This window comes from Gottfriedia acidiceleris, assembly GCF_004138285.1.
Classification (GTDB): Bacteria; Bacillota; Bacilli; order Bacillales; family Bacillaceae_G; genus Gottfriedia; species Gottfriedia acidiceleris_A.
The window spans coordinates 295357-315178 of record NZ_SCFN01000005.1 but is presented as its reverse complement, the minus strand read 5'-3'; the positions used below and the strand labels follow the sequence as shown (position 1 = coordinate 315178).

16 protein-coding genes and 1 riboswitch are annotated in these 19822 nt (G+C 31.6%); of the genes, 6 read left to right on the top strand and 10 right to left on the bottom strand.

What is annotated here, in order from left to right; genetic code table 11:
- Positions 1-112: 112 nt before the first annotated feature.
- The 3 genes from EP747_RS10175 to EP747_RS10165 all read right to left on the bottom strand — a co-directional run bounded on the left by EP747_RS10175 (position 113) and on the right by EP747_RS10165 (position 4989).
- Positions 113-2500, bottom strand: a complete 2388-nt coding sequence (locus tag EP747_RS10175; protein ID WP_165346975.1) for an SH3 domain-containing protein — start codon at positions 2498-2500, stop codon at positions 113-115.
- 333 nt (positions 2501-2833) lie between these two features.
- Positions 2834-3451: a lysozyme family protein gene (locus tag EP747_RS10170; protein WP_129689765.1), complete on the bottom strand. Its 618-nt coding sequence runs from the start codon at positions 3449-3451 to the stop codon at positions 2834-2836.
- Positions 3452-3690: 239 nt separating this feature from the next.
- The gene (locus tag EP747_RS10165; protein WP_129689764.1) at positions 3691-4989 is read right to left on the bottom strand and encodes a TcaA 3rd/4th domain-containing protein; all 1299 of its coding nucleotides are present in this window, start codon (positions 4987-4989) and stop codon (positions 3691-3693) included.
- Positions 4990-5236: 247 nt separating this feature from the next.
- Here EP747_RS10165 and EP747_RS10160 point away from each other — a divergent pair, with 247 nt between their 5' ends.
- Positions 5237-6619: a M48 family metallopeptidase gene (locus EP747_RS10160; RefSeq protein ID WP_129689763.1), complete on the top strand. Its 1383-nt coding sequence runs from the start codon at positions 5237-5239 to the stop codon at positions 6617-6619.
- A 142-nt stretch (positions 6620-6761) separates the two neighbouring features.
- Here the strand turns inward: EP747_RS10160 and EP747_RS10155 are convergent, their stop codons facing one another.
- Positions 6762-7337: a YARHG domain-containing protein gene (locus EP747_RS10155; RefSeq protein ID WP_129689762.1), complete on the bottom strand. Its 576-nt coding sequence runs from the start codon at positions 7335-7337 to the stop codon at positions 6762-6764.
- A gap of 200 nt (positions 7338-7537) precedes the next feature.
- A complete protein-coding gene (locus tag EP747_RS10150) occupies positions 7538-9187 on the bottom strand; it encodes a PQQ-binding-like beta-propeller repeat protein (protein WP_129689761.1) in 1650 nt (549 codons plus the stop codon).
- Between the two features lie 282 nt (positions 9188-9469).
- Between EP747_RS10150 and secA2 the strand changes: the two genes are divergently transcribed.
- Together secA2 and EP747_RS10140 are read left to right on the top strand one after the other, a co-directional pair.
- Complete coding sequence (gene secA2, locus EP747_RS10145) at positions 9470-11854, top strand: accessory Sec system translocase SecA2 (RefSeq protein ID WP_129689760.1); 2385 nt, start codon at positions 9470-9472, stop codon at positions 11852-11854.
- The gene (locus tag EP747_RS10140) at positions 11838-12746 is read left to right on the top strand and encodes an accessory Sec system S-layer assembly protein (protein ID WP_129689759.1); all 909 of its coding nucleotides are present in this window, start codon (positions 11838-11840) and stop codon (positions 12744-12746) included. The genes secA2 and EP747_RS10140 overlap by 17 nt, the downstream gene beginning before the upstream one ends.
- A 119-nt stretch (positions 12747-12865) precedes the next feature.
- Here the strand turns inward: EP747_RS10140 and EP747_RS10135 are convergent, their stop codons facing one another.
- A complete protein-coding gene (locus tag EP747_RS10135) occupies positions 12866-13399 on the bottom strand; it encodes a competence protein ComK (RefSeq protein WP_129689758.1) in 534 nt (177 codons plus the stop codon).
- A gap of 280 nt (positions 13400-13679) precedes the next feature.
- Between EP747_RS10135 and EP747_RS10130 the strand changes: the two genes are divergently transcribed.
- From EP747_RS10130 to EP747_RS10125, 3 genes are all read left to right on the top strand, one after another.
- A complete protein-coding gene (locus tag EP747_RS10130) occupies positions 13680-14225 on the top strand; it encodes a sigma-70 family RNA polymerase sigma factor (RefSeq protein WP_165346973.1) in 546 nt (181 codons plus the stop codon).
- A 976-nt stretch (positions 14226-15201) separates the two neighbouring features.
- A riboswitch (cyclic di-GMP riboswitch) is annotated at positions 15202-15332 on the top strand.
- 35 nt (positions 15333-15367) lie between these two features.
- Positions 15368-15505, top strand: coding sequence for a hypothetical protein (locus tag EP747_RS24210; protein WP_156339643.1), 138 nt, complete (start codon positions 15368-15370; stop codon positions 15503-15505).
- Between the two features lie 62 nt (positions 15506-15567).
- Positions 15568-15888 carry a helix-turn-helix domain-containing protein gene (locus EP747_RS10125; protein WP_025671315.1) on the top strand — a complete coding sequence of 107 codons (321 nt, stop codon included), beginning with the start codon at positions 15568-15570 and terminating at the stop codon, positions 15886-15888.
- A gap of 96 nt (positions 15889-15984) precedes the next feature.
- On the opposite strand, the gene EP747_RS10120 is transcribed toward EP747_RS10125, so the two are convergent.
- Genes EP747_RS10120 through EP747_RS10105 form a run of 4 tightly spaced genes read right to left on the bottom strand, consistent with a single transcriptional unit; the run spans position 15985 to position 19153 of the window.
- Positions 15985-17163 (bottom strand): hypothetical protein, encoded by a 1179-nt coding sequence (locus tag EP747_RS10120; protein ID WP_129689756.1) that lies wholly within the window; start codon positions 17161-17163, stop codon positions 15985-15987.
- A gap of 26 nt (positions 17164-17189) precedes the next feature.
- Entirely contained in the window at positions 17190-17762 is a 573-nt protein-coding gene (lepB, locus tag EP747_RS10115; RefSeq protein WP_129689755.1) for a signal peptidase I, read from the bottom strand.
- Entirely contained in the window at positions 17762-18328 is a 567-nt protein-coding gene (locus tag EP747_RS10110; protein WP_129689754.1) for a hypothetical protein, read from the bottom strand. Before EP747_RS10110 ends, lepB begins: the two co-directional genes overlap by 1 nt.
- A 54-nt stretch (positions 18329-18382) precedes the next feature.
- On the bottom strand, positions 18383-19153 hold the full coding sequence (locus EP747_RS10105; protein ID WP_129689753.1) for a hypothetical protein: 771 nt from the start codon (positions 19151-19153) through the stop codon (positions 18383-18385).
- Positions 19154-19822 lie beyond the last annotated feature (669 nt).

Genomic DNA, 19822 nt, shown 5'->3' with positions numbered 1-19822 from the left:
TAATCTACTTAAATAATTTTCTATCTTTCATTGTATCATATAAACATATTTATCTTTAAAATTGTTACTCAATTAAACTAGTAAAAAAGTGACTCACGAAGAGTCACTTTTTTTATTTTAATTCTTGTTTAACATAACTTGAAGATACCCATCCAAAGCTTCCATTCGCTAGTTGGATTTTATACCATTTTTTTGTACTATCCATTGTTAAAGTACCATCTGTATTTGTAACAATACTTACGTAATTATTAAGGTTTAACGTACCAATTACATTGTTTTCAGCTGTAGTTGCAGCTGAGCGCACGTTTAAACCATCTGTTGTTATTCTACCTAAGTTTTTAACAGATAAAGTTTGGCTATAGGCATTTAACTTGATACTATTTGTCCAAAAAACGTTCCCACCAATTGATAATTTAATCCAATAATCATTTGTTTTTTCAAGAAGAAGGAAGGCGGTACCAGCTGTTATCGATTTCACTTTAGCCGTATCTCCCTTTGCAGTGTATAGATCGATGCTTCCTTTTGCAACCGCTTGGATATTAGCTGGGAATACATCACTACCAACAGGAGTAGATGGACTGCCTGGAATCGTAGTATTCGGTTGAGCTTTATCATAGTAGGCTTTATCAAATGGAAGAATTTTTTGCATATGTTGAGCAATCAATTTACCCCAGTTTGGATCAGTTGCGTAATAAAAATTCATCCCTTCACTCGCTGCATCTATTCTTACATTACTCATATCTTTTGTACTAAAACCAAGATATGCACCATGATATTTCCAGTTACTTGGATTTAAATAAGTAGATTTCATTGAGCGTGCAATATACTCTACATTTTCTTTTACACTCATAAATTTGTATGATGCTATATATGGCGTTGCATCATATGAACCAAAGCCAAATAAGTTATTTTTTCCTAATGAAATTAGAGAAGTACCAAATCCACTTTCATGAATGGCATGTGCTGCTAAATAAAGTGCATTTACACCATATTTATTTCCAGCATCAACAAATAATTGTCCTTGACCAGTCAGAATACTCTTAACTCCACTATTCACATTACTAGCTATATAATTATTAATTTGCGTAGCAGTTACAGTCGAAGGTGTACGCAGATCGATAAACTGGTAGCTATCTCTTGATGTCATTGGATCACCAGTTTTTACTTGTTTGATATAGGATCCTGATACATATCCCGTTTTCCCATTGTAACTAACCTTATACCAATTGTTAGAAGTTTTATCAGTCGCAATTAAAACCATATTAACCGGAATTACAGTAAGCAATGTTGAAGATGCATCATACGTTTGACGTAAATTTAATTCTGAAGTCGTAATATATGTCGTATCTGTTATATTAGTGATCGTTACGACATCACTTTTTCCGAAATCTACTGCTCTTACATATCCATTTACACCGTTATAAGACACACTATACCAATTACCAATTTTTTTGCTAATCGGGATAACTGTGTCTTTTGGAATTTGAGTAAGCTGTTTTGATGCACTGCCGAACGATTGATATAAATAAGTTGCATTAAGCGCTTTATAATTAGTAGTAGTAAATGTTGTGAAGCTATTTGCAGTTACATCTTCACTCTTAACATAAAGATTTTGTCCATTATAATTAATTCGATACCATATCTTCCCTACCAAATCAGTCGCTTTTTGAGTTGAAGCAAAGCCATTATCTCCACTAACTGTAGTGACTACGGGTTTTGTCGCATCTGGAGTTGCGTATAAGTTAGTGACTGCTTTCGTAAAATAATATGCAGTACTTGTTGTTTCATATTTTATTTCATTTACTTTGGTAAAGTTATTAATATAAACATATCCTGTTTTACCATTAAGCGTGACGTTATACCAGTTACCAACACGTTTTGATGATGAAATGACCGTACCACTTGGAATACTTGATAGAACTTTAGACGATACACCATATGTTTGATATAAACTTGTATTTTTAATTGCTTTATATTTTGTTTGGGCAAATGTAGCTACAGCACTTTTCGTAACATCTGCGCTATTTACATACAATGTTTTGCCATTATAACTAACGCGGAACCAAGTTTGGCCAATGCTATTTACAACGTTTTGAGTACTAGAAAATCCATTATTAACAACTACAGAATATACTGCAGCTTTTTTTGTATCAGGTGTTGGATATAGCTTAGTAGTTTTATTTGTAAAATAATAAGCAGTCGCTTGAGTAGTATATTTATAGTATTCCTTTAAATAAGTACCACTTACCCAGCCAGTTTTTGAACTATAAGTGACTTTGTACCAATTACCATTTCTTTGAGTGGCAGTAATTACTTTTCCTTTTGGAATAGTCAAAATTGACTTATAGGTTGTACCTGCACCCTGCCTTAAATTTAGATTTGCTGTCGTTTGATACTTCGTTTTAATATTTACGATCGCTGCACTCGCTTTTGATGTTTCCAAACCAATATTAGGACAGGAAATGCTGGATGTGCCTACTAATATGCCTGTTGATACCAAAAGTACTCTTCCCATTTTTTTCATGTATCTAACTTTCCTTTCCTACCACTTTTACTTTTAAACCGTAGAATAAAACAATCAAATTCTATTAAGCTAGTAAAATTAATAAACTGTAAATTTATTAAAAATGAAATTAACAAAAATTTAACACTAATGTTAAGTATAAGTCATAAAATGTCAGAATTTGAATTGTTTTTCCCAATAATTATATCGGTAAAAAAAGGAAATTGTTTTATTTTATCGAAACGACAACCATTTTGTAATTAAATTGACACAATTCTAAAAAAAAAGTTAAATAGTCCATAAAGAAGACATTTATCTCTTCTTCATGGACTATGGTTTTCCTACTATATTATGTTTAAGTGGGACTAAAATCTCGAAGTACTTTGTTTTCTTCATTACTTTTTGACTATATGTGAAGTCACCATAACAATATGGATATCTGAAATTTTTCTTATTATTATTACACGTATAAAGCTCAGGATTCGTTTCTACCATCGATAAAGAATAAGTTTTAGCAAGTTGATCTGAATGTTTACCACCATGAGTTTTTACAAAATCAATATAAGCAATTCCCATATTGTAACTTTGTATTATGGTTTGTAAATCAACGCCCTGTTTTTTACCATAGGAATACACGTCTTTAAAGTGTGAGACCCCTTGTTGTATGCTTTTTGAAGTATCTTGAATACTATCCTTTGCAAGTCCTAGCGATTCTGAAGCCTGCATTGGATCTTTTCCTTTACCCTTCGTTTCTTGCATCATTAGTCCTAGTAATAAAGGAGTGTATTCTTCTAAATCAGACGTCTTTAATTCAGTATAAACTTGTGTTTCATACTTCAACACATCTTGGAAATAGTAACGATAGATCGCAAATAACCCAATAATTGACATCAGAAGTGTAAATAAAAGAAGTCTTTTAATAAATTTCCACATTCTATTCTTTTTCATTACCTCCAAACATTTCTCTTTAATACATTATAACGAATATTCCTATTTAAAAAAGTAATGTGCTAAAACTACATATATTTGACATTAAAATGTGAAAAAAGAAATATTTCTTATAATAATCATTAATTAAGAATTGTGCCCTTTTAACCCCAGCTTAATAATTACGAACTCCTTCAACTTTGAATCCAATCCACAAAAAAAAAAAAGAATCCAACCTAATTGGACTCATTTACTATCATTTACTTTATCTCATTTACTTCTACTATACGATCCATTTTTAATTCATCATTTTCTCTTGAGAAGTGATAAGTAATTTCAAATGATTTCATTTTAGTTTTACCATGTTTATCAGTTATCTCATACGTCTCATTTGTTGTAATGATCATGCCCGAATCATCCTGCTTTGAATTTTTCATAGAAAAGCTTGTAAGTTTTTGTGTTGTATTCTTTTTCTTAATTTTGTCTTGATATTCCTTAGACTGTAAGAATGCTTGGCCATTTTGATTAAACAATCCGTTGATTAGTTGCTTTTCTTCTAAATCAGAAGAAGGCTTAGGACTAGGTAAATACTTATCAAAAAATCGTTTAAGTCCTGCAAAGAAACCATCTTTTTGGTCTGTCTCGTCCTGATTTTCAACTGGCGTATCAAACATTAAATCCACATATTTTCCTGTAACTGGAATATCATCCGTTTTAAATAATTCACCATTCTTTTCAATTTCAGCGTGAACTACTGTTTTACCATTTAATAAAAACGGACCAAATCGATCTAGTTCACTTACTTTTTCCCCAGTGTCTTTTCCATTTACAAAAAGTTCAGCCTCAGGTTCGTTCGAGTAAATTTGGACATAACTTACATTAAAAGTTAATTCCTGTGATAACTTATTTTTTGAAGCAGAAGAAAAATCTATATCAACTGCATCCTTAACATCACTATAAACACCTTTATATGAAACCGCCATAGTGTACTTCCCAGGTAAAATTTTGTGGTATGTTGTTTCGTATTCGTCTTTTTTCAAATGTGTAATATGATTATTTAATTTTAATTCAATGTCGTCTATTGGCGAAGAAATCTTTAATTCGAATGGTTGGGCACTTATTAAATACGTTTGATATATCCCTAAAAATTTACTACCTTTTTTAATTGAAAGCACATAATTTCCACGACCATCTATTAACTTACTATTAATCACTGTATTATTTTGAATCATATCGTCTAATTTATCTAATACATCATAGCTATTCATGTAATCCATAAATGCAATTACTGAATCTTCATCTAGTGATGCCCCGGTACCGCCTTTTTGTAGCATATGTGTGACTTCTTTATAATTATTATCTGACACAGCTTTATCAAAAATCTTCACTAATCTTTTAGGTGAATTTAAGTAATTTAATGTTAAATGTGTAATTAATATTACGATAATTGGTATTAAAATAAACATCCATTTTCTTTTAATACTAGGTATTCGTTTTTTTCGCATTGTTCGTATACCCGCTCTTGACAAGGAATTTTGTTCTCTTAACTGAGTTTCCATTTATTTTTAACTTCCCCTTAAATTTTCATTCTATATAATGCTTGTTATTAATATATAAATTGAATCTAAATAAATACTAAAAAAAAGTAAACTATAGTCTATCATACTATTTTTTATTTAAAGGGTAAAAAGAAATTTTTTTATTATTTAGGTGGAAGTAATTGGTTTCATCTCTCTTAAATATATGTATAACATCCTATCCATTTACTTGTTAAACTATAAGAATTGAGATATAGGAGGAGAGAAATTGAAGAAGTTAGTTAATCGGAAAGAATCGATTTATTTTATATTACTATTAATGATTAGTATTCCAACTTATCTATTACTTATTTTAAGTGTTGTTGGTCTTATTATTTTAGGAATTTTAATCGTTTTACCACTCTTTGCCCATTTAATTTTCACTGCCCACATACGTATAAATGGGGTTAAGATTACTGAAAAACAATTTCCAGAAGTATATTTGAGAACAAGAGAAATTTCAAAGGAAATGGGCTTTTATTTTCTACCAGATGTTTATGTAATCCAATCTGGAGGACTATTAAATGCCTTTGCTACGCGTTTCTTTGGACGAAATATGATTGTTTTATATTCAGATCTATTCGAGGAGATTGAATCAAATCCAAAAGTAGTTGATTTCGTGATTGCACACGAGCTTGCACATATTAAACGAAATCATATTCTAAAACAAGCTTTAGTATTGCCTGCAAATTGGGTTCCTTTTTTAGGTTCGGCTTATTCACGTGCATGTGAGTATACAAGTGATCGAATGGCTAGTCATTATATAAATGATTTTGAAGCATCGACTCAAGCACTTACAATGTTAGCAGTTGGTCGCAAATATTATCAACAAATTGATCAGCGTGAATATTTATTAAATAGTAGCAATGAAAAAGGTTTTTTAATTTGGTTAAGTGAACGATTAATGTCCCATCCAACTTTACCAAAACGTATTAACGCTTTGCATCATTTTAATAATATAGAAAGTGATATTATATTTAAAACACCAAAACGCGTATACGGGATTGCTGTAACTGTATTCGCATTGTCGTTCGGAGTTTTAGTCGGTGCAGGTTTATTAGTAGAAAAAGGGATTCCATTGGCACAATCATTCGTTGATGGTTATTTAGCTGCGGAAACACCATTAACGCAAGCAGTACTCGATAACGATGTTGAACAAGTTAAAGAGTTAATTGACGAAGGAGCAGACGTAAATGAATTGAATGATGATTACGAGTCTCCACTTCTCACGACTTCATATACTGATGAAGATCATCTTAACTTAGAGATGGTAAAGTTATTACTTGATAACGGAGCTGATCCTTCTATAGGAGATGCAGATGATTGGACAATCTTACACGCCGCTGCTTCTATGGGAGACAAGCAAGCAATTGATTTACTTCTAAAATACGGAGCAGATATTAACCAGCAAGATAGTTCTGGCGAAACACCTATTTTTGATACAACTTATGAAGTAGATGATGTAAAAGCATTCCAGTACCTAATTAAAAAAGGTGCAGACTTATCAATAAAGAATGTGGATGGAATGACAGTAAAAGAAGTAGCAAAGGAAAATGGAGCAAAGAAAATCTTAAAATGGTTAGCTAGTCAGGGAACCGAGATTAACCTTTAAGACATACACAAGTATTTTCTTATCAAAGGCATTATAGCAATTAAAAAAGCAAAGTTCATTAATCACTGAACTTTGCTTTTTTTATAGCTAATTACTAATTTATAATTTGATACAATTGAAGAAGGAACTGTCGTATTTCCAACTATTCTCTTGATTTAATTAAATTTAAATTATATTTTTCTACATCATTAAGCTCTCCGCCATAAGCTGGATTAGGTTTATACCAAGACTTCGAAGTGAAATAAATCGTCAAGTCACTAGATTTAAATACTAACCCATGTCTAGCATAGATTTCATTTCTTGCTAAACGCAATTCATTTGGAGCTAATTTATTTAGATCTGCATTCGATAGTTTTCTACTATTACTATCTGGTAAAACATAATCTTTTGATTGCTTTTCTTCATCGGTAACTTTTGTTTTCTTAGATGTTTCTTTAGCAACTTCCTTAGTTTTTGTTTCAATCGTCTTTTCACTTTTTGTTTCTTTTTTTACATCCTTATCCGCTGCTGCCTCTGTAGAAGCATTTTTTGGATGAATATTACCTTCATTCATTATTTTTGGGTAGACATAAAAAATTGCTGTAGCACCAATTATAAGTACTCCAGCTATCAAGAGTATTAACGAAAAGTATCGATTATTACTAAGACCATCTTCATTATTCTTAAGTTTTCTATGTTCTGAACGACTTTCAACTTTGTTTTCTGCCTTATTAGCCAAATCCTTTCACTCCTCTAATACAGTTATAAATAGATACACTTATCATATTATCTAATCTATTTGATTAAAATCCAATTATTTTAATAGAAGTTTAATATGTTATTAACATAATTGAAAAGACTGATTAAAAAAATAATATGCCAAATAAATAAAAAATCCCTAGCTCCACAAACGGAAATAGGGATCATTCATTAGTACATTTATTGGATATTGACGCTAATATATTTACCTCCTCTAGTTCCAACAATTACTTGTTGTCCAACAACAATTGGGGACGCCTCAATATTAGCACCTAGATTAATCTTATTGATAATTTTTCCGTTGCCACTAATTAAGTACAGGTTACCAACAGAATCACCTTGAATTAAGTAAGCTTTATTATCTTTTGTATATACTGCTACTGTAGATGACCACGCATAGTTTGGTAAATCTAAATGCCATTTTTCTTTTCCAGTAACAGTATCGTAACTAATTAATAAACCACCATTAATCGTTTTATACCTTGAAATATTAAAAATAACCTGTCCTTTTAATGGCCCAGTTCCAACAATTGGAGTCGCCAACAATCCACCATTAACAGGATGATTACCTTTTATCGAATAACCCGGTATTTTCTTCTCCCAAATTACTTTACCGGTAAGTCCATTTAACTTTTGAATGCGTGCATAGCCTTTAGTGCCTTGTTTATCAATTTCGGAACCTGTATATAAATATGGTGTACCATTAGAATTCTCAATGACAATTGACGCATCCGTATCGTCATATGCGTTATTTGCCCAAATTGGCCTTTTCTTAATAATATCCAGCGCTTGAATACCACCACCATTATCGGCGAAATATGCAATATTTTTAAATACCGCTACTGAATTTTCAATACCTTGGTAAGAATTATTTTTAAGTTTATATCGATATTTTGAAATTATTGGAGAAATTTTTATCTTTTTAGCCTTTGGATCATATTTAGTATTTAGTTTTATAAAGTAAACTAGTCCATTTTCCCCGCCAACTAACATAGCATCATCTTCTCGGTTAAATAACGCAGAGCCATCAAAAGCTCCCCAACCACGAAAAGAATAAGAATCAATTCCAGGAATAAATGCTAATTGAGAGCCATCAATTAGACTAAAAATTCTCATACCTATTTTTCCCGTTTGTGGTATACCTTGTCCAACGTATAAAAGAGGATAACCACGTGGATCAAGAGCCACGCTACCCTTAATAGGATTTTGAATATTAATTGGATTTCTTGTTTTCTTACCTGTTGTCAAGTCTAAAAAGTAAACTCTTCCATCTAAAGAGCCATAAACTACTTCTTTTAAGTTTGACTTAGTTTTAAATTGAGAATATAAATTCATGATTTTTTGTTCTTGTGGTTTCCATTCAATTACGCTAGGTTGGCCAGTCCATCCTGAGCCCCCGCCCCATCCAGATGAAGAAGAAGTTTGAAATGACCAGCTCTTAACTAACTTTTGCTTTGAAATAACTGTCGTTCCCATGGAACCATTATTTCGGAAAGGTCCGCCTCGAAAGCTCAATATTCCATTAATAGTTTGATACTGTTCTGGGAATGGCTTTATAAAAACTTTTGTACTATTACTGAAACTATACGATAGGTTTTTACTACTTGGGAGTGGATTCAGTTGAAGTGCTTCCCATTTCTCTTGTTGATTCGTCGTAACTTTTTGAAGTGTTGGTTGTCCACTAGACTTTTGATTTGTTGCAGCTTTTACTTCATTATTACTCATTAAATTGGTCTCATGTTTAGTGCCTCTATGTTTCAACGATGGTGAACTAAATATACTTGTTAAAAGTATTGCAGCAGAAAAGATTATACCGATCTTTGTCTTCAATTAAGCTCTCTCCCTCATATCTTAGTAGACTATTAATATGAAACTACTAAGATTATATATAATAGGAAGTAAGCAATTTGTCACATTTTGAAATTATCCAGTTATTTTTACTTAAACATCGATCGCTACATTTTGATTGCTAATAATTCTTACTCTAGTATTAATAAATTAATTTTCAATCTTTTCAATAAATTCCAACTATTTACACCTTGAGTCCACTAAAACTTATGATACATTTAAAGAAGAGATTTGATAGATTACCCGCTCAGGAGGGAAACACCCTTGATCCAGACTTTGCAAAAAATTATTGGAAATCGAAAATTAAAGGAGTATGAAAAAATTGTTCAAGAGATAAATTCAAAGGAGCCATTCTTTGAAAGTCTAACAGATGAGGCTTTGCGTAAATTTACTTATCTATTAAAGCAAAAAATTTCTAATAACAAAGCTGTTATTCATGAAATTTCGATAGATGCTTTTGCTCTAGTGCGTGAAGCATCAAAACGTGTTTTAGGGATGCGCCCTTATGATGTTCAATTAATCGGCGGACTTGCATTACTAGATGGAAATATTGCTGAAATGTCAACTGGGGAAGGAAAAACATTGGTTTCTTCATTACCTGCCTATACTCGTGCGCTTGAGGGAAAAGGCGTACATATTATTACCATAAACGAATATTTAGCCCGACGCGATGCGGAGCAAATTGGGCGAATTCACGAATTTTTAGGTCTTACTGTAGGTTTGAACATTCCAAATTTAACTTTGGAAGCTAAAAAAGCTGCATATAATGCAGATATTACTTATGGAATCGGAACAGAGTTTGGTTTTGATTATTTACGTGATAATATGGTCACTTCTTTAGTCGAACAGGTTCAACGCCCATATCATTATGCAATTATTGATGAAGTTGACTCAATATTAATAGATGAAGCTAAAACACCACTAATTGTTGCAGGAAAAAAAACCGCACATTCACACTTATACTCGCTATGTGCGCGCTTTATTCGTACGTTTATAAAAGATAGGGATTATTTTTTAGATGAAGAAACTAAAGCAATTACTTTAACTGAAGAAGGTATCTCAAAGATTGAAAAAGCCTTTATGATTGAAAATTTATATGACCTAGAACATACAACGCTTTTCCACTATGTTCATAACGCATTGCGGGCAGATTTAATATTTCAACGCGATGTTGATTATATTGTTCATGAAGGTAAGATTCGACTAATTGACTTATTTACTGGCCGAATTATGGAAGGACGCTCATTAAGTAATGGCCTTCATCAAGCAATCGAGGCAAAAGAAGGATTAAAAACAACTGAAGAAAATCACACCGTTGCGTCTGTAACAATACAAAATTATTTCCGTATGTACCCAATTCTTTCCGGCATGACTGGAACTGCAAAGACGGAAGAAAAAGAATTCCTAAATGTTTATAACATGGAAGTTATTCGAATTCCTACTAATAAACCGGTAATTCGTATTGACTACGAGGATATTGTGTTTGAAAAAACAGAAGAAAAGCTCAGAGCAGTTCTGGCTGATGTAAAGTTACGACATGAAAAGGGACAACCAATTCTAATTGGAACAACCTCCATTCGTCAATCTGAGATTTTAGCAGAATTATTAGAAAAAGAATCAGTAAAATATCAACTCCTTAATGCAAAAAATGTTGAAGAAGAAGCAAAGATGATTGCCCTAGCTGGTCAAATAGGCATGATTACCATTTCAACCAATATGGCGGGTCGAGGGACTGATATCATATTAGCTGAAGGTGTATCAGATTTAGGTGGTCTTCATGTAATTGGAACTGAACGTCATGAAAGTGAGCGCATTGATTTACAATTAAAAGGACGTGCAGGGCGACAAGGAGACATAGGTTCATCTCAATTCTATCTTTCATTAGAGGATGAATTATTTGTAAAATATAATCCAGAAAAGCTAGAGAAATTATATAAGAATCTACAAGCTGATCAATTTGGTAAGGTACTAAATTCTACAATTCAAGACTTTGTTTCATTTACACAAAAGCTCTGTGAAGGAAAACAATCCTCAATTCGTGAATGGCAGCTTAAACTAGATGCTGTTGCCAATGAACATCGCCGTATCATTTATAAATTAAGAAATAACTTCTTACAAAAAGAAATTGATATAGACTTGTTTATTGATTTTACAGAAGAGACAATTGAAAACTTATTAATACAATTCTATCCTAAAGATAGTACACCTGAAGATTGGGACCTACTTGAAGGAAAAACGACTCTTGAACAGCTTGTACCACCACTTCGAATAGATGTTGAACATTACAATAATGAACAAGAGATTTGGCATAACGTAAAAGAGGCTTTTTCAGTATATAAAGATGTATTACGTGGTATAGAGGAAGAGAAAAAAGCAAAGCTTATTAGTAGTTTAAAAAGCACGGCATTAAGTACTATAGATTTATATTGGACTGAACATTTAGAGCATTTACAACAATTGATTGAAGGGATACACTTAAGACAGTATCAACAAGAAGATCCAATCCGACTATATGAATTTGATGGATTTACTCTGTTTGAACATACTTATAACTCGATACAACAAGAAATATCAGCAAGTCTTGCTTCAACATTTCAAGAATTATCTTGTCCACAGGGGGTAGAAAAACAAAATGTTATCATCGATTAAGCGTTTATTACAAAAGGGTAAAGATTCAACAGTTTCATCGAGTGATTTATTGCAACAAACATCTACTGATCAAGCAGTTCAAGTTGAAGAAAATGAAGTGGTTGAAATTCATCCTAAAATTTCATTTCATCCACTAATGCATATTGAAGATGAAAAGCGTTATGTTTATCAATTTTTAAATAACGAGCTTTCTCCTTTAAAACCAAATCAATTGTCATTATCTGCCATCGAACTTGAAACTAATGATGACGGAAGTGTAACTGTTACAGCATTCGTTCGTAACAGTTTAGAAAAATTAGTTCGTTTAGAAGATGCTATTCTACTATTGATTAGTGAAGAAGGAGAACTATTAGCTAAAAAAGGATTTAGATTGGAAGAGCTTGGCGAAATGCCTCCTTGCAGTAGCCGCCCATGGCGCTTTGTATTTGAACGAGAGCATTTACTAAAAGAGGACTTGCCTGAAAAAGGATTTGAGTTAGCATTTGATTTATCAAAAACTATCCATAGATTAGATATAGATCCATCATGGGAAGGTCGACTTACTGAAGAACAAATTACAGAATTAAGCAATCTTGTAAATTCTTTACCTAAATTACGTATAAATGAAGTGAGTTTACATGCTTTACGTGCTAGCTATAATGAAGATGGAAACTTAGGGGTTAATATTTTAGTTCGAAATGGTTCAACACAAGCTGTTAGTCTTGAATTACTTCCACTAGAAATGTTAAATGAAAATGGCGAAATTATTGCGAAAGGTTTATTCACACTACCACCATTAACAATCCAAGCAAATACGAGTAAGCCATGGACATTTATTTTCCCTAAAGAACTAGTAGAAATAAATGCATTCTCACAATGGACAATCAGAATACCAGATCAAGAAGTTATTTAAGACATAATTAATTTATTATTTCTAAAATTTTAAAAGCAGGATTTATGATCAAACAAGATCTTAAGGCCTGCTTTTTGTATTTCCTGCCCCTGCTTTCCCAAAAATAACTTGCCGCAAGCTTACCCATCAGAAGAATATCCTTCTATTAATTCCTTAATCATCATTAATTTTTCTTCATCTGATTTTAGCTTATATTCTACTTTCTGACTTAAATACATACTAATAATCTTTGTAGCTTTACTTATTTGCTTATCAAAAATGTAATAAGAAATTGATAATGTCCTCTCCTCGCCGTTCCTAAACTGTATTTTTGTCTTTCTTTTTTCCTTTAAATATTTATTTATTTGGATAAAATTTAGCCATTTGCAAGATATGTTATTTTGCGAAGATGTAGGAATCATAATAATTGATAATGTGGGATTTATCATAAGAGGAATCTTTTTCATAGTTGGATACTTACTTTTTACGACTTCGAGATGACCTTTAATAGATTGATTATGATAGAGGGCCGATTCATTCAAGATTGCTCTCATTGGCCGTTTCGAATAGATTACTCCTTTGTTTTTATCTGTTATTTTGGTTAAATACTCTGGATGATCTGCAGCTTCAATTAGCATTGTTTCATACGATACAACATAATCTAATTTTGACATATATGCCTCCTTTGAGGATTTTTTACATATCGATTATATCAAAATTATCTTTCAGTATTTTTGAAACTTCTATGACCGTTTAGCAAGTGTTTTAGTAAACTTTACTTCTTTTAAAAATATAAAAACATAAAATTTCATTTGATTATTTCTAAAAATTTTAAGTTTTAGAATCAATACTCAACTTTCACTTTGCTTTTTTTATTCTTAATTGATGTTTCCAAATATGATATATTTCTACTATTTTTATATAGTTACTTCACCGCGGAATAAACGTAAGGGCATGCCTTTAAGAAAGGCAGTAAGCATGAAATGTAGTGAAGAACATGTAGATTATCAAAATTTTTCAGGAAAATTGAAGCCAAGTACATTCGAGGAATGTTTAAATCAGTATTCCCGAATGATAAAAGCAACTATGAAGAAGCTACATATATATAAAGACTTTGACGAATATTATCAAATTGGTCAAATAGCATTATGGACGGCTTATCAACAGTATCAAAGTGAGAAAGGGAGCTTTTCAAGTTATGCTTTTGTTACAGTAAGAGGCTATTTATTAAACGAGCTATCCAAAGCAGTTAAATATGATGAACGAAACGTATTCGTCGAGCAAAGTATTGAAGATGTAATATATTTTGATGAGGCATATTCACTTGTCAATTTTATGAGTTTTCTAGATGGAATCTCCCCCTTACAGAAGCAAATTCTCGTTAAACGTTTCTATTACAATCATGACTTTCCTCAAATCGCAAAAAATTTAAATATGAAAGAATCTAGTATACGATCTAGTTATCGTTATGCATTAAAAAGATTAAGAGAATCAAAATAAAATGAAAAAAATAAAGTAGTCTAATTATTGATTACTTTATTGAAAAAAGAATTTGTCATTTAAATTGTTGGATTGATCTTTGATAAGTAAGTTGTGTCATATTGATTTCCACTACAGGGTGCTCGCTTTCCATGGGGCGAGATTCTTGAGCCTCCTCGGCTCCGCCTGTGGGGTCTCAGCCTTCCCGCTTCTCCCATAGGAGCCTGGCACCCTTTCGTTCCAATCAAGTTCTTTATAAAAATATAATACTCTTAAAAACAATAGAATAGTCAATTGAACGAATGAATTATCCTTTATTAATCAAATCGTAACTTATAATAATGACTTACACATCTTTAAAAATATTGATCGTCAGAAAAGAAGATATTTTAATTTTTGCAAGGTAGTTAAAACATTTATATATCAACCAAAATCACTTGTTTCCCAATAAGATGACGGATAAAACAATAATAAATAGACTATTTTTCATAGAAATTCATTTAATGTTTGTATTTTTCATATTGACTACAATATATTTCAACACTCTGAGAATAAAGTAGTTCAATTATTGATTACTTTATTTTTTTAGTTAATCAACCGTTATTCCAACTATACCCAAGTAAACCATTACTTTCCTCCTATTTTTATGAATTTCAGAACTGTGCCGTTTTGAGTGGAACTTCACACATTTTTTATCAATCTCTTCTGTTTTGGCCTAGTCTAAAATATTATTCTAAAATTACTAAATTTTTCCAATTAATTTTAGTTTTTCGACATTTTTCTCAATAAATGTCGAAATGTTTTTTCTTAAAATTTTTTCGTTTATTTCAAATGTAAAAAAATACCTTGATTTATCTAATGTTTTTAATATAATTGAAATATTGTTAATATTATTGTTTTTTTTGATACTACAAATTCCTACAAACTATGTATTGGATTCATTATATAATTGTTATATAAATTTTTTAAAAATTGTAATAAATCCACCAGAACTCTCTCTAGAAAAAGGCAAACCAATTGAGAGATTGGGACGCAAAGCCACTGATCTTAGTTGTAAACATAGAGAAAAAGCACTAGTTCACTGTATTTTTTAACTATTAAACGAACTAAGACAGCAGGGTTACCTAGGTATTTTATACCTTAATTTTAGGAGGCTATTATCCATGTACAGTGAATTGGAAAAACATTCTGCCGAATTAAACTGGATTGACTTACTACTTGAATGCATTGAAGTAGGCATAAGTCCTGATGAAGTGCGATCATTTCTTTACAATTGCGTTAAAGATTCATGTCAAAACTAGGAGAACCACTCCCTACTATGATATACTTTTTGTAATAGTCAAAAAGATATGGAGTAGCTTATATGATTGGAGAACGAATTAAAAAACTACGTTTACAACATGGAATGTCACTTACAGAGCTTGCAGAACGTGCTGGTATCGCAAAATCTTACATAAGTTCGATTGAACGAAATCTACAAAGCAATCCTTCAATTCAAGTACTTGAAAAAATTGCTGGCGTCTTCAATACAACGGCAGAAAGCCTCCTGAAAGATGATATTGATCCAACAAAAATTATTGATTCTGAATGGATGGATATCCTTCAAGAAGCAATTAATTCAGGTATACCAAAAGATGAATTATTAAAATTTATTGAGTTTAATAAGTATAAGCAAGGTAAATAAACCTTCAAATTAAAATGTTTCAGTTTTAGTTTGAAGATTTTTTTCTTACGAAAATAAGAAGGGCACTCTTCAAACGGAGAGTGCCCTTCTTATTATTTATTTACGTAAATCATATTTCAAAGAAATGTTATCGATATATCCAGCATCTTTGCTTGCGCTTCCAGATTTATCTTTAGCATATGTAAGTTTTAACACATGTTTACCTGGTTTGATTCCAAGATTTACATTAGACCAGTGATTATCTGTTCCTGAGTTACTAATAAGTACTTCACCATCTAATGAAATAGTTAGGATATCTTTATTTAGTTGCGAAAGAACTAAGTAATCAAAAGATAGGAATGCATTATATGCGTTATCCGGTACATTAATTGTCACTTCAGCAGTAGAAGAACTGTTATTAGAAATATTATTGCTAATTAAATAATAGTCAGTTTTCCCATCTACTTTTGAATTAATTCTTTCCCAATCACCAGTAATTGAAAATGGTGAACTTGCACTTTCAAAGTCTGCTAGATAACTATTTTGTGGAGCATATAATCCACTAGCTAAAACATCTAAATCATTAAGTGTGTCATTTTTGATACTTGTAGCTTTAGTAGCTAATGCTTTCGATTTTTTGAATTCTAAGTCATTTGTTGCACTATTAATAACATCTGTTATTCTAGCAATTTCACCTGCTAAATAGTCTTTTAGTTTTGCATCACTAGTGCTTTTTTGTACTTCAATTAACTCTGCTAAACTTGCCTTTGCTTTATTTAATTCATCTTCTAAAGCATTAAGCGCTTTTGCTTGCTCAGCAGTAATTGATAGTTTACCGTTTGCAACTTGTGAACTAAAGTCTGGTTTTAATCCATTTACTTCAGATTCAACCGCGCTAGTAGTTTGTCCATTTAGTTGGTTTACTAATTGAGTAAATTCGTTTGGCGTATTTTGTTTAATGCCAGCTAAAGCATTGTTGATTGCTTCAACGTGTTCATTTGACTGACCATTGATTGAATTAACTCCCACTTGAGATAATTCGCCTTGTTTATTATTTACCCCATCTTCTGAGTTAGATAAAAAAGAACCTAATCGATCCTTCATTGCACCAATTGCATCTGTAGCTTTCGAACCTAATGTACTACTTACTGTTGATTGTGCGTCATTTAATAGTTGAGAGGCAAAGTTTGTAAATAATGCGCCAGCATTTGTAGATGCGAATGCAGTACCTGTTGTTAAAATTCCTGCAGCCAATATACCGACTGCAACTTTCTTTTTAATTGATTTCTTCTCCATTTTCCTTCGTGCCTCCATTAGACAGATTACACTTTAAGTGGTTTTGCAATTTTATGAATTGGTAAAATTGAAATAAGTACATACCCCTTAATATCTTTAATAGGTATAAATCCAAAATCTTTACTTCGACTATCGTAACTAATTCCTGGCTCTCGATTATCGCCCACAACAAATAAGTCGTTTTTAGGAACCGTTATTTTTTCCATATCTTCCGAAGTCCCATTTGTAGAGATTTCAGGGACTGGTTCGTTATTTACATAAATAATTCCCTTTTTTATAAAAACTGTGTCTCCAGGAACGCCAATTATTCGTTTTACAACATCAAATCCTTCAGATTCTAATCTCATAATCGCTACATCACCCAGCTTCGGATCATGAGTAAAACGAGCTAATTTATTCACTAAGACTACATCCCCATCATTTAAAGTAGGGTACATTGAAAATCCGCTGACTTTTGTAAGCCCAACTGTATTTAGTAAAATTACTAAAAGAACGCTTAAAATCAGAAAGAATTTCAACCATTCAGTTAATGATTGACTAAAAGTTTTTGTACTCTTTTCTTCTAATGTATTTTGTTCTTCAATTTTAGTAGCACCCATTACTGTTGACCTACATCACTAGACTGTTCTTGGCTGTTTCTATTTTGTGAATCATCTTTTTTCGAGTTAGATGTTTCATTTTCATTATTTGAGTTCAATTTAGGAACCTGTTGATTCATTTCTTCTTTAGCTTGTTCCTGAGCATTCTGTATAATTTTATCAATTCTCGCTTTTGCATCTTGTACATCTTTTTCATTCTTACTATCTATTTGTTTGATCAATTGATCTCCATACTTTTGAAGCTCTTCTTGTGATTCTAAGCTTTTTTGCGTTGCATATTGTTGAATTTCTTCAGCAGATTCATTAGACTTTTCTTGCACTTCTTTAACTAAGCGTGCTTTTTGCTTAATTGTTTCTGCCTCTGTCATGCCAATAATATAATCACTTGCTTCCTGAGTTTGTTTTTTTGTCCATGCAGTCATTGCTGCTGGTAAATTCGTATCAGCAAATGAAAACGTTGTTGCTATTAGTAACCCACCACTTAACGTAACAGATCCAATTAAAAGCTTATTAAATTTTTTGGAGATCCATGTTTGTTTTTTAGTTTTTTCAGTATTATTCTGCATAATTTACCTCCCAATAACTACAATGAAAAAACAAACTTTTAAGGAAATTACTTTTTACTTATTAATAGCATCTACTAAATCTTGTAGCTCTTTAGTTGCATCGCTAACAGTTTGTTTTTGAGTATCCTCTAAAGTTTTGATAGAAGCTGCTTCTTGTGCATCAATTTCAGCTTTTAGTGAAGATTCGATACGAGTTATCTCAGTTGATAAGTGCTCTAAAACAGCTTTTTCAGAATCAGATGCTTGTCCATTAATTAAAGTAGCGATTTCAGTTTTAGCATCATTAATTTTTTGCGTTAATGTGTTAATAGCTGCTGTGCGAGAAGAATTTAAATTAGATTGAAGTTTTGTATCTGCGCTTTTAGCAACTGCTGAAAGCTGAGTGTTAAAGCTACTGTTTAGCGTATCTGATAATGCATTTAAATCAGAAGTTGTTTTGCCGTCTGTTGTTGAAACATAGTTAGCAAAGTCAGTAGGAATACTCATATTTAAAGCTGCCATAGCTTCAGTAATAGCAGCAATATGCTCATCTAATGCTGCACTAATTTGTTGATTTGCCAATTTTGTTTGAGCGTCTCCTACTGATTCGATAGTGTTTGCAGCATCAACTTTGTAATTATTTACATTAGTTTTCATATCTGCAACTGAAGAATTATATTTTGAATTATATGATGTAGAAAGCTCTGATTTTGCATCAGAAGTTTTCGTATTAGCCCAGTTCGTTAATAACTCACCAGCATTAGTACTTGCGAATGCAATTCCTCCAGAAATAACTAAACCAGCAGATACGATACCAATTACAACTTTACTCTTAACCTTTTTCATTTCTTTCTCTCTCCCTAAATTGTATTTAGATTGTATTTTGTTCTCCAGTGAGAACGTATACAATTTAACTATACAAAAGACTAAATAATCTAACAATTGAGTTGAATCCTTATGAAAAGTGTTATTTTGACAAAAAACGACGTAATTATTGTTTTTCTTAGTCATTTTTTAATGAATGTTGTATTTATTTGTTATTTTTTGTTGTCAAAACAGAACTTTACTATCTACCACTCTATTTATTAGTACTTTTTACATATAAAATACAAAAAAGTTTAAACGTAAATACTGTTCATTCTCTATTTTTTTTCATATTTTAATGGAAAAGTCAGTATTAAATACTAGGTCTTTTGTAATCTGCAGGTTTACCTGTGAATTTCAAAATGTAGAAATTTGTAGAAATCACCAAGGACTAGCGAGAGGACTTAGCTATACATTCTATACAAATATTTAATAGTGGATGGGTCAGTCCGAACAAAAAAAGCACCCGATCTGTATAGTTTTAAACTAAAAAAACAGATCGGGTGCTTAATTTTTCAACTGATAACTGATGTTTATTTGTGTTAATCCTAACTGTTCCCGCATTTCATTTGAAAGTGCTAAACGATTTTCTTTTGGCACTAAATAATAGTAGATCGCTTTATACCTCTTATCTATTATTGTAATTTACAA

What these genes read in the sequence shown, in the direction of transcription:
- EP747_RS10105 (WP_129689753.1), bottom strand. Translation starts at nt 19,153, where the DNA reads ATGAAAAAGGTTAAGAGTAAAGTTGTAATTGGTATCGTATCTGCTGGT.
- EP747_RS10170 (WP_129689765.1), bottom strand. Translation starts at nt 3,451, where the DNA reads ATGAAAAAGAATAGAATGTGGAAATTTATTAAAAGACTTCTTTTATTT.
- EP747_RS10120 (WP_129689756.1), bottom strand. Translation starts at nt 17,163, where the DNA reads ATGGAGAAGAAATCAATTAAAAAGAAAGTTGCAGTCGGTATATTGGCT.
- lepB (WP_129689755.1), bottom strand. Translation starts at nt 17,762, where the DNA reads ATGGGTGCTACTAAAATTGAAGAACAAAATACATTAGAAGAAAAGAGT.
- EP747_RS10165 (WP_129689764.1), bottom strand. Translation starts at nt 4,989, where the DNA reads ATGGAAACTCAGTTAAGAGAACAAAATTCCTTGTCAAGAGCGGGTATA.
- EP747_RS10140 (WP_129689759.1), top strand. Translation starts at nt 11,838, where the DNA reads ATGTTATCATCGATTAAGCGTTTATTACAAAAGGGTAAAGATTCAACA.
- EP747_RS10135 (WP_129689758.1), bottom strand. Translation starts at nt 13,399, where the DNA reads ATGTCAAAATTAGATTATGTTGTATCGTATGAAACAATGCTAATTGAA.
- EP747_RS10125 (WP_025671315.1), top strand. Translation starts at nt 15,568, where the DNA reads ATGATTGGAGAACGAATTAAAAAACTACGTTTACAACATGGAATGTCA.
- EP747_RS10110 (WP_129689754.1), bottom strand. Translation starts at nt 18,328, where the DNA reads ATGCAGAATAATACTGAAAAAACTAAAAAACAAACATGGATCTCCAAA.
- EP747_RS10130 (WP_165346973.1), top strand. Translation starts at nt 13,680, where the DNA reads ATGCCTTTAAGAAAGGCAGTAAGCATGAAATGTAGTGAAGAACATGTA.
- EP747_RS24210 (WP_156339643.1), top strand. Translation starts at nt 15,368, where the DNA reads ATGTACAGTGAATTGGAAAAACATTCTGCCGAATTAAACTGGATTGAC.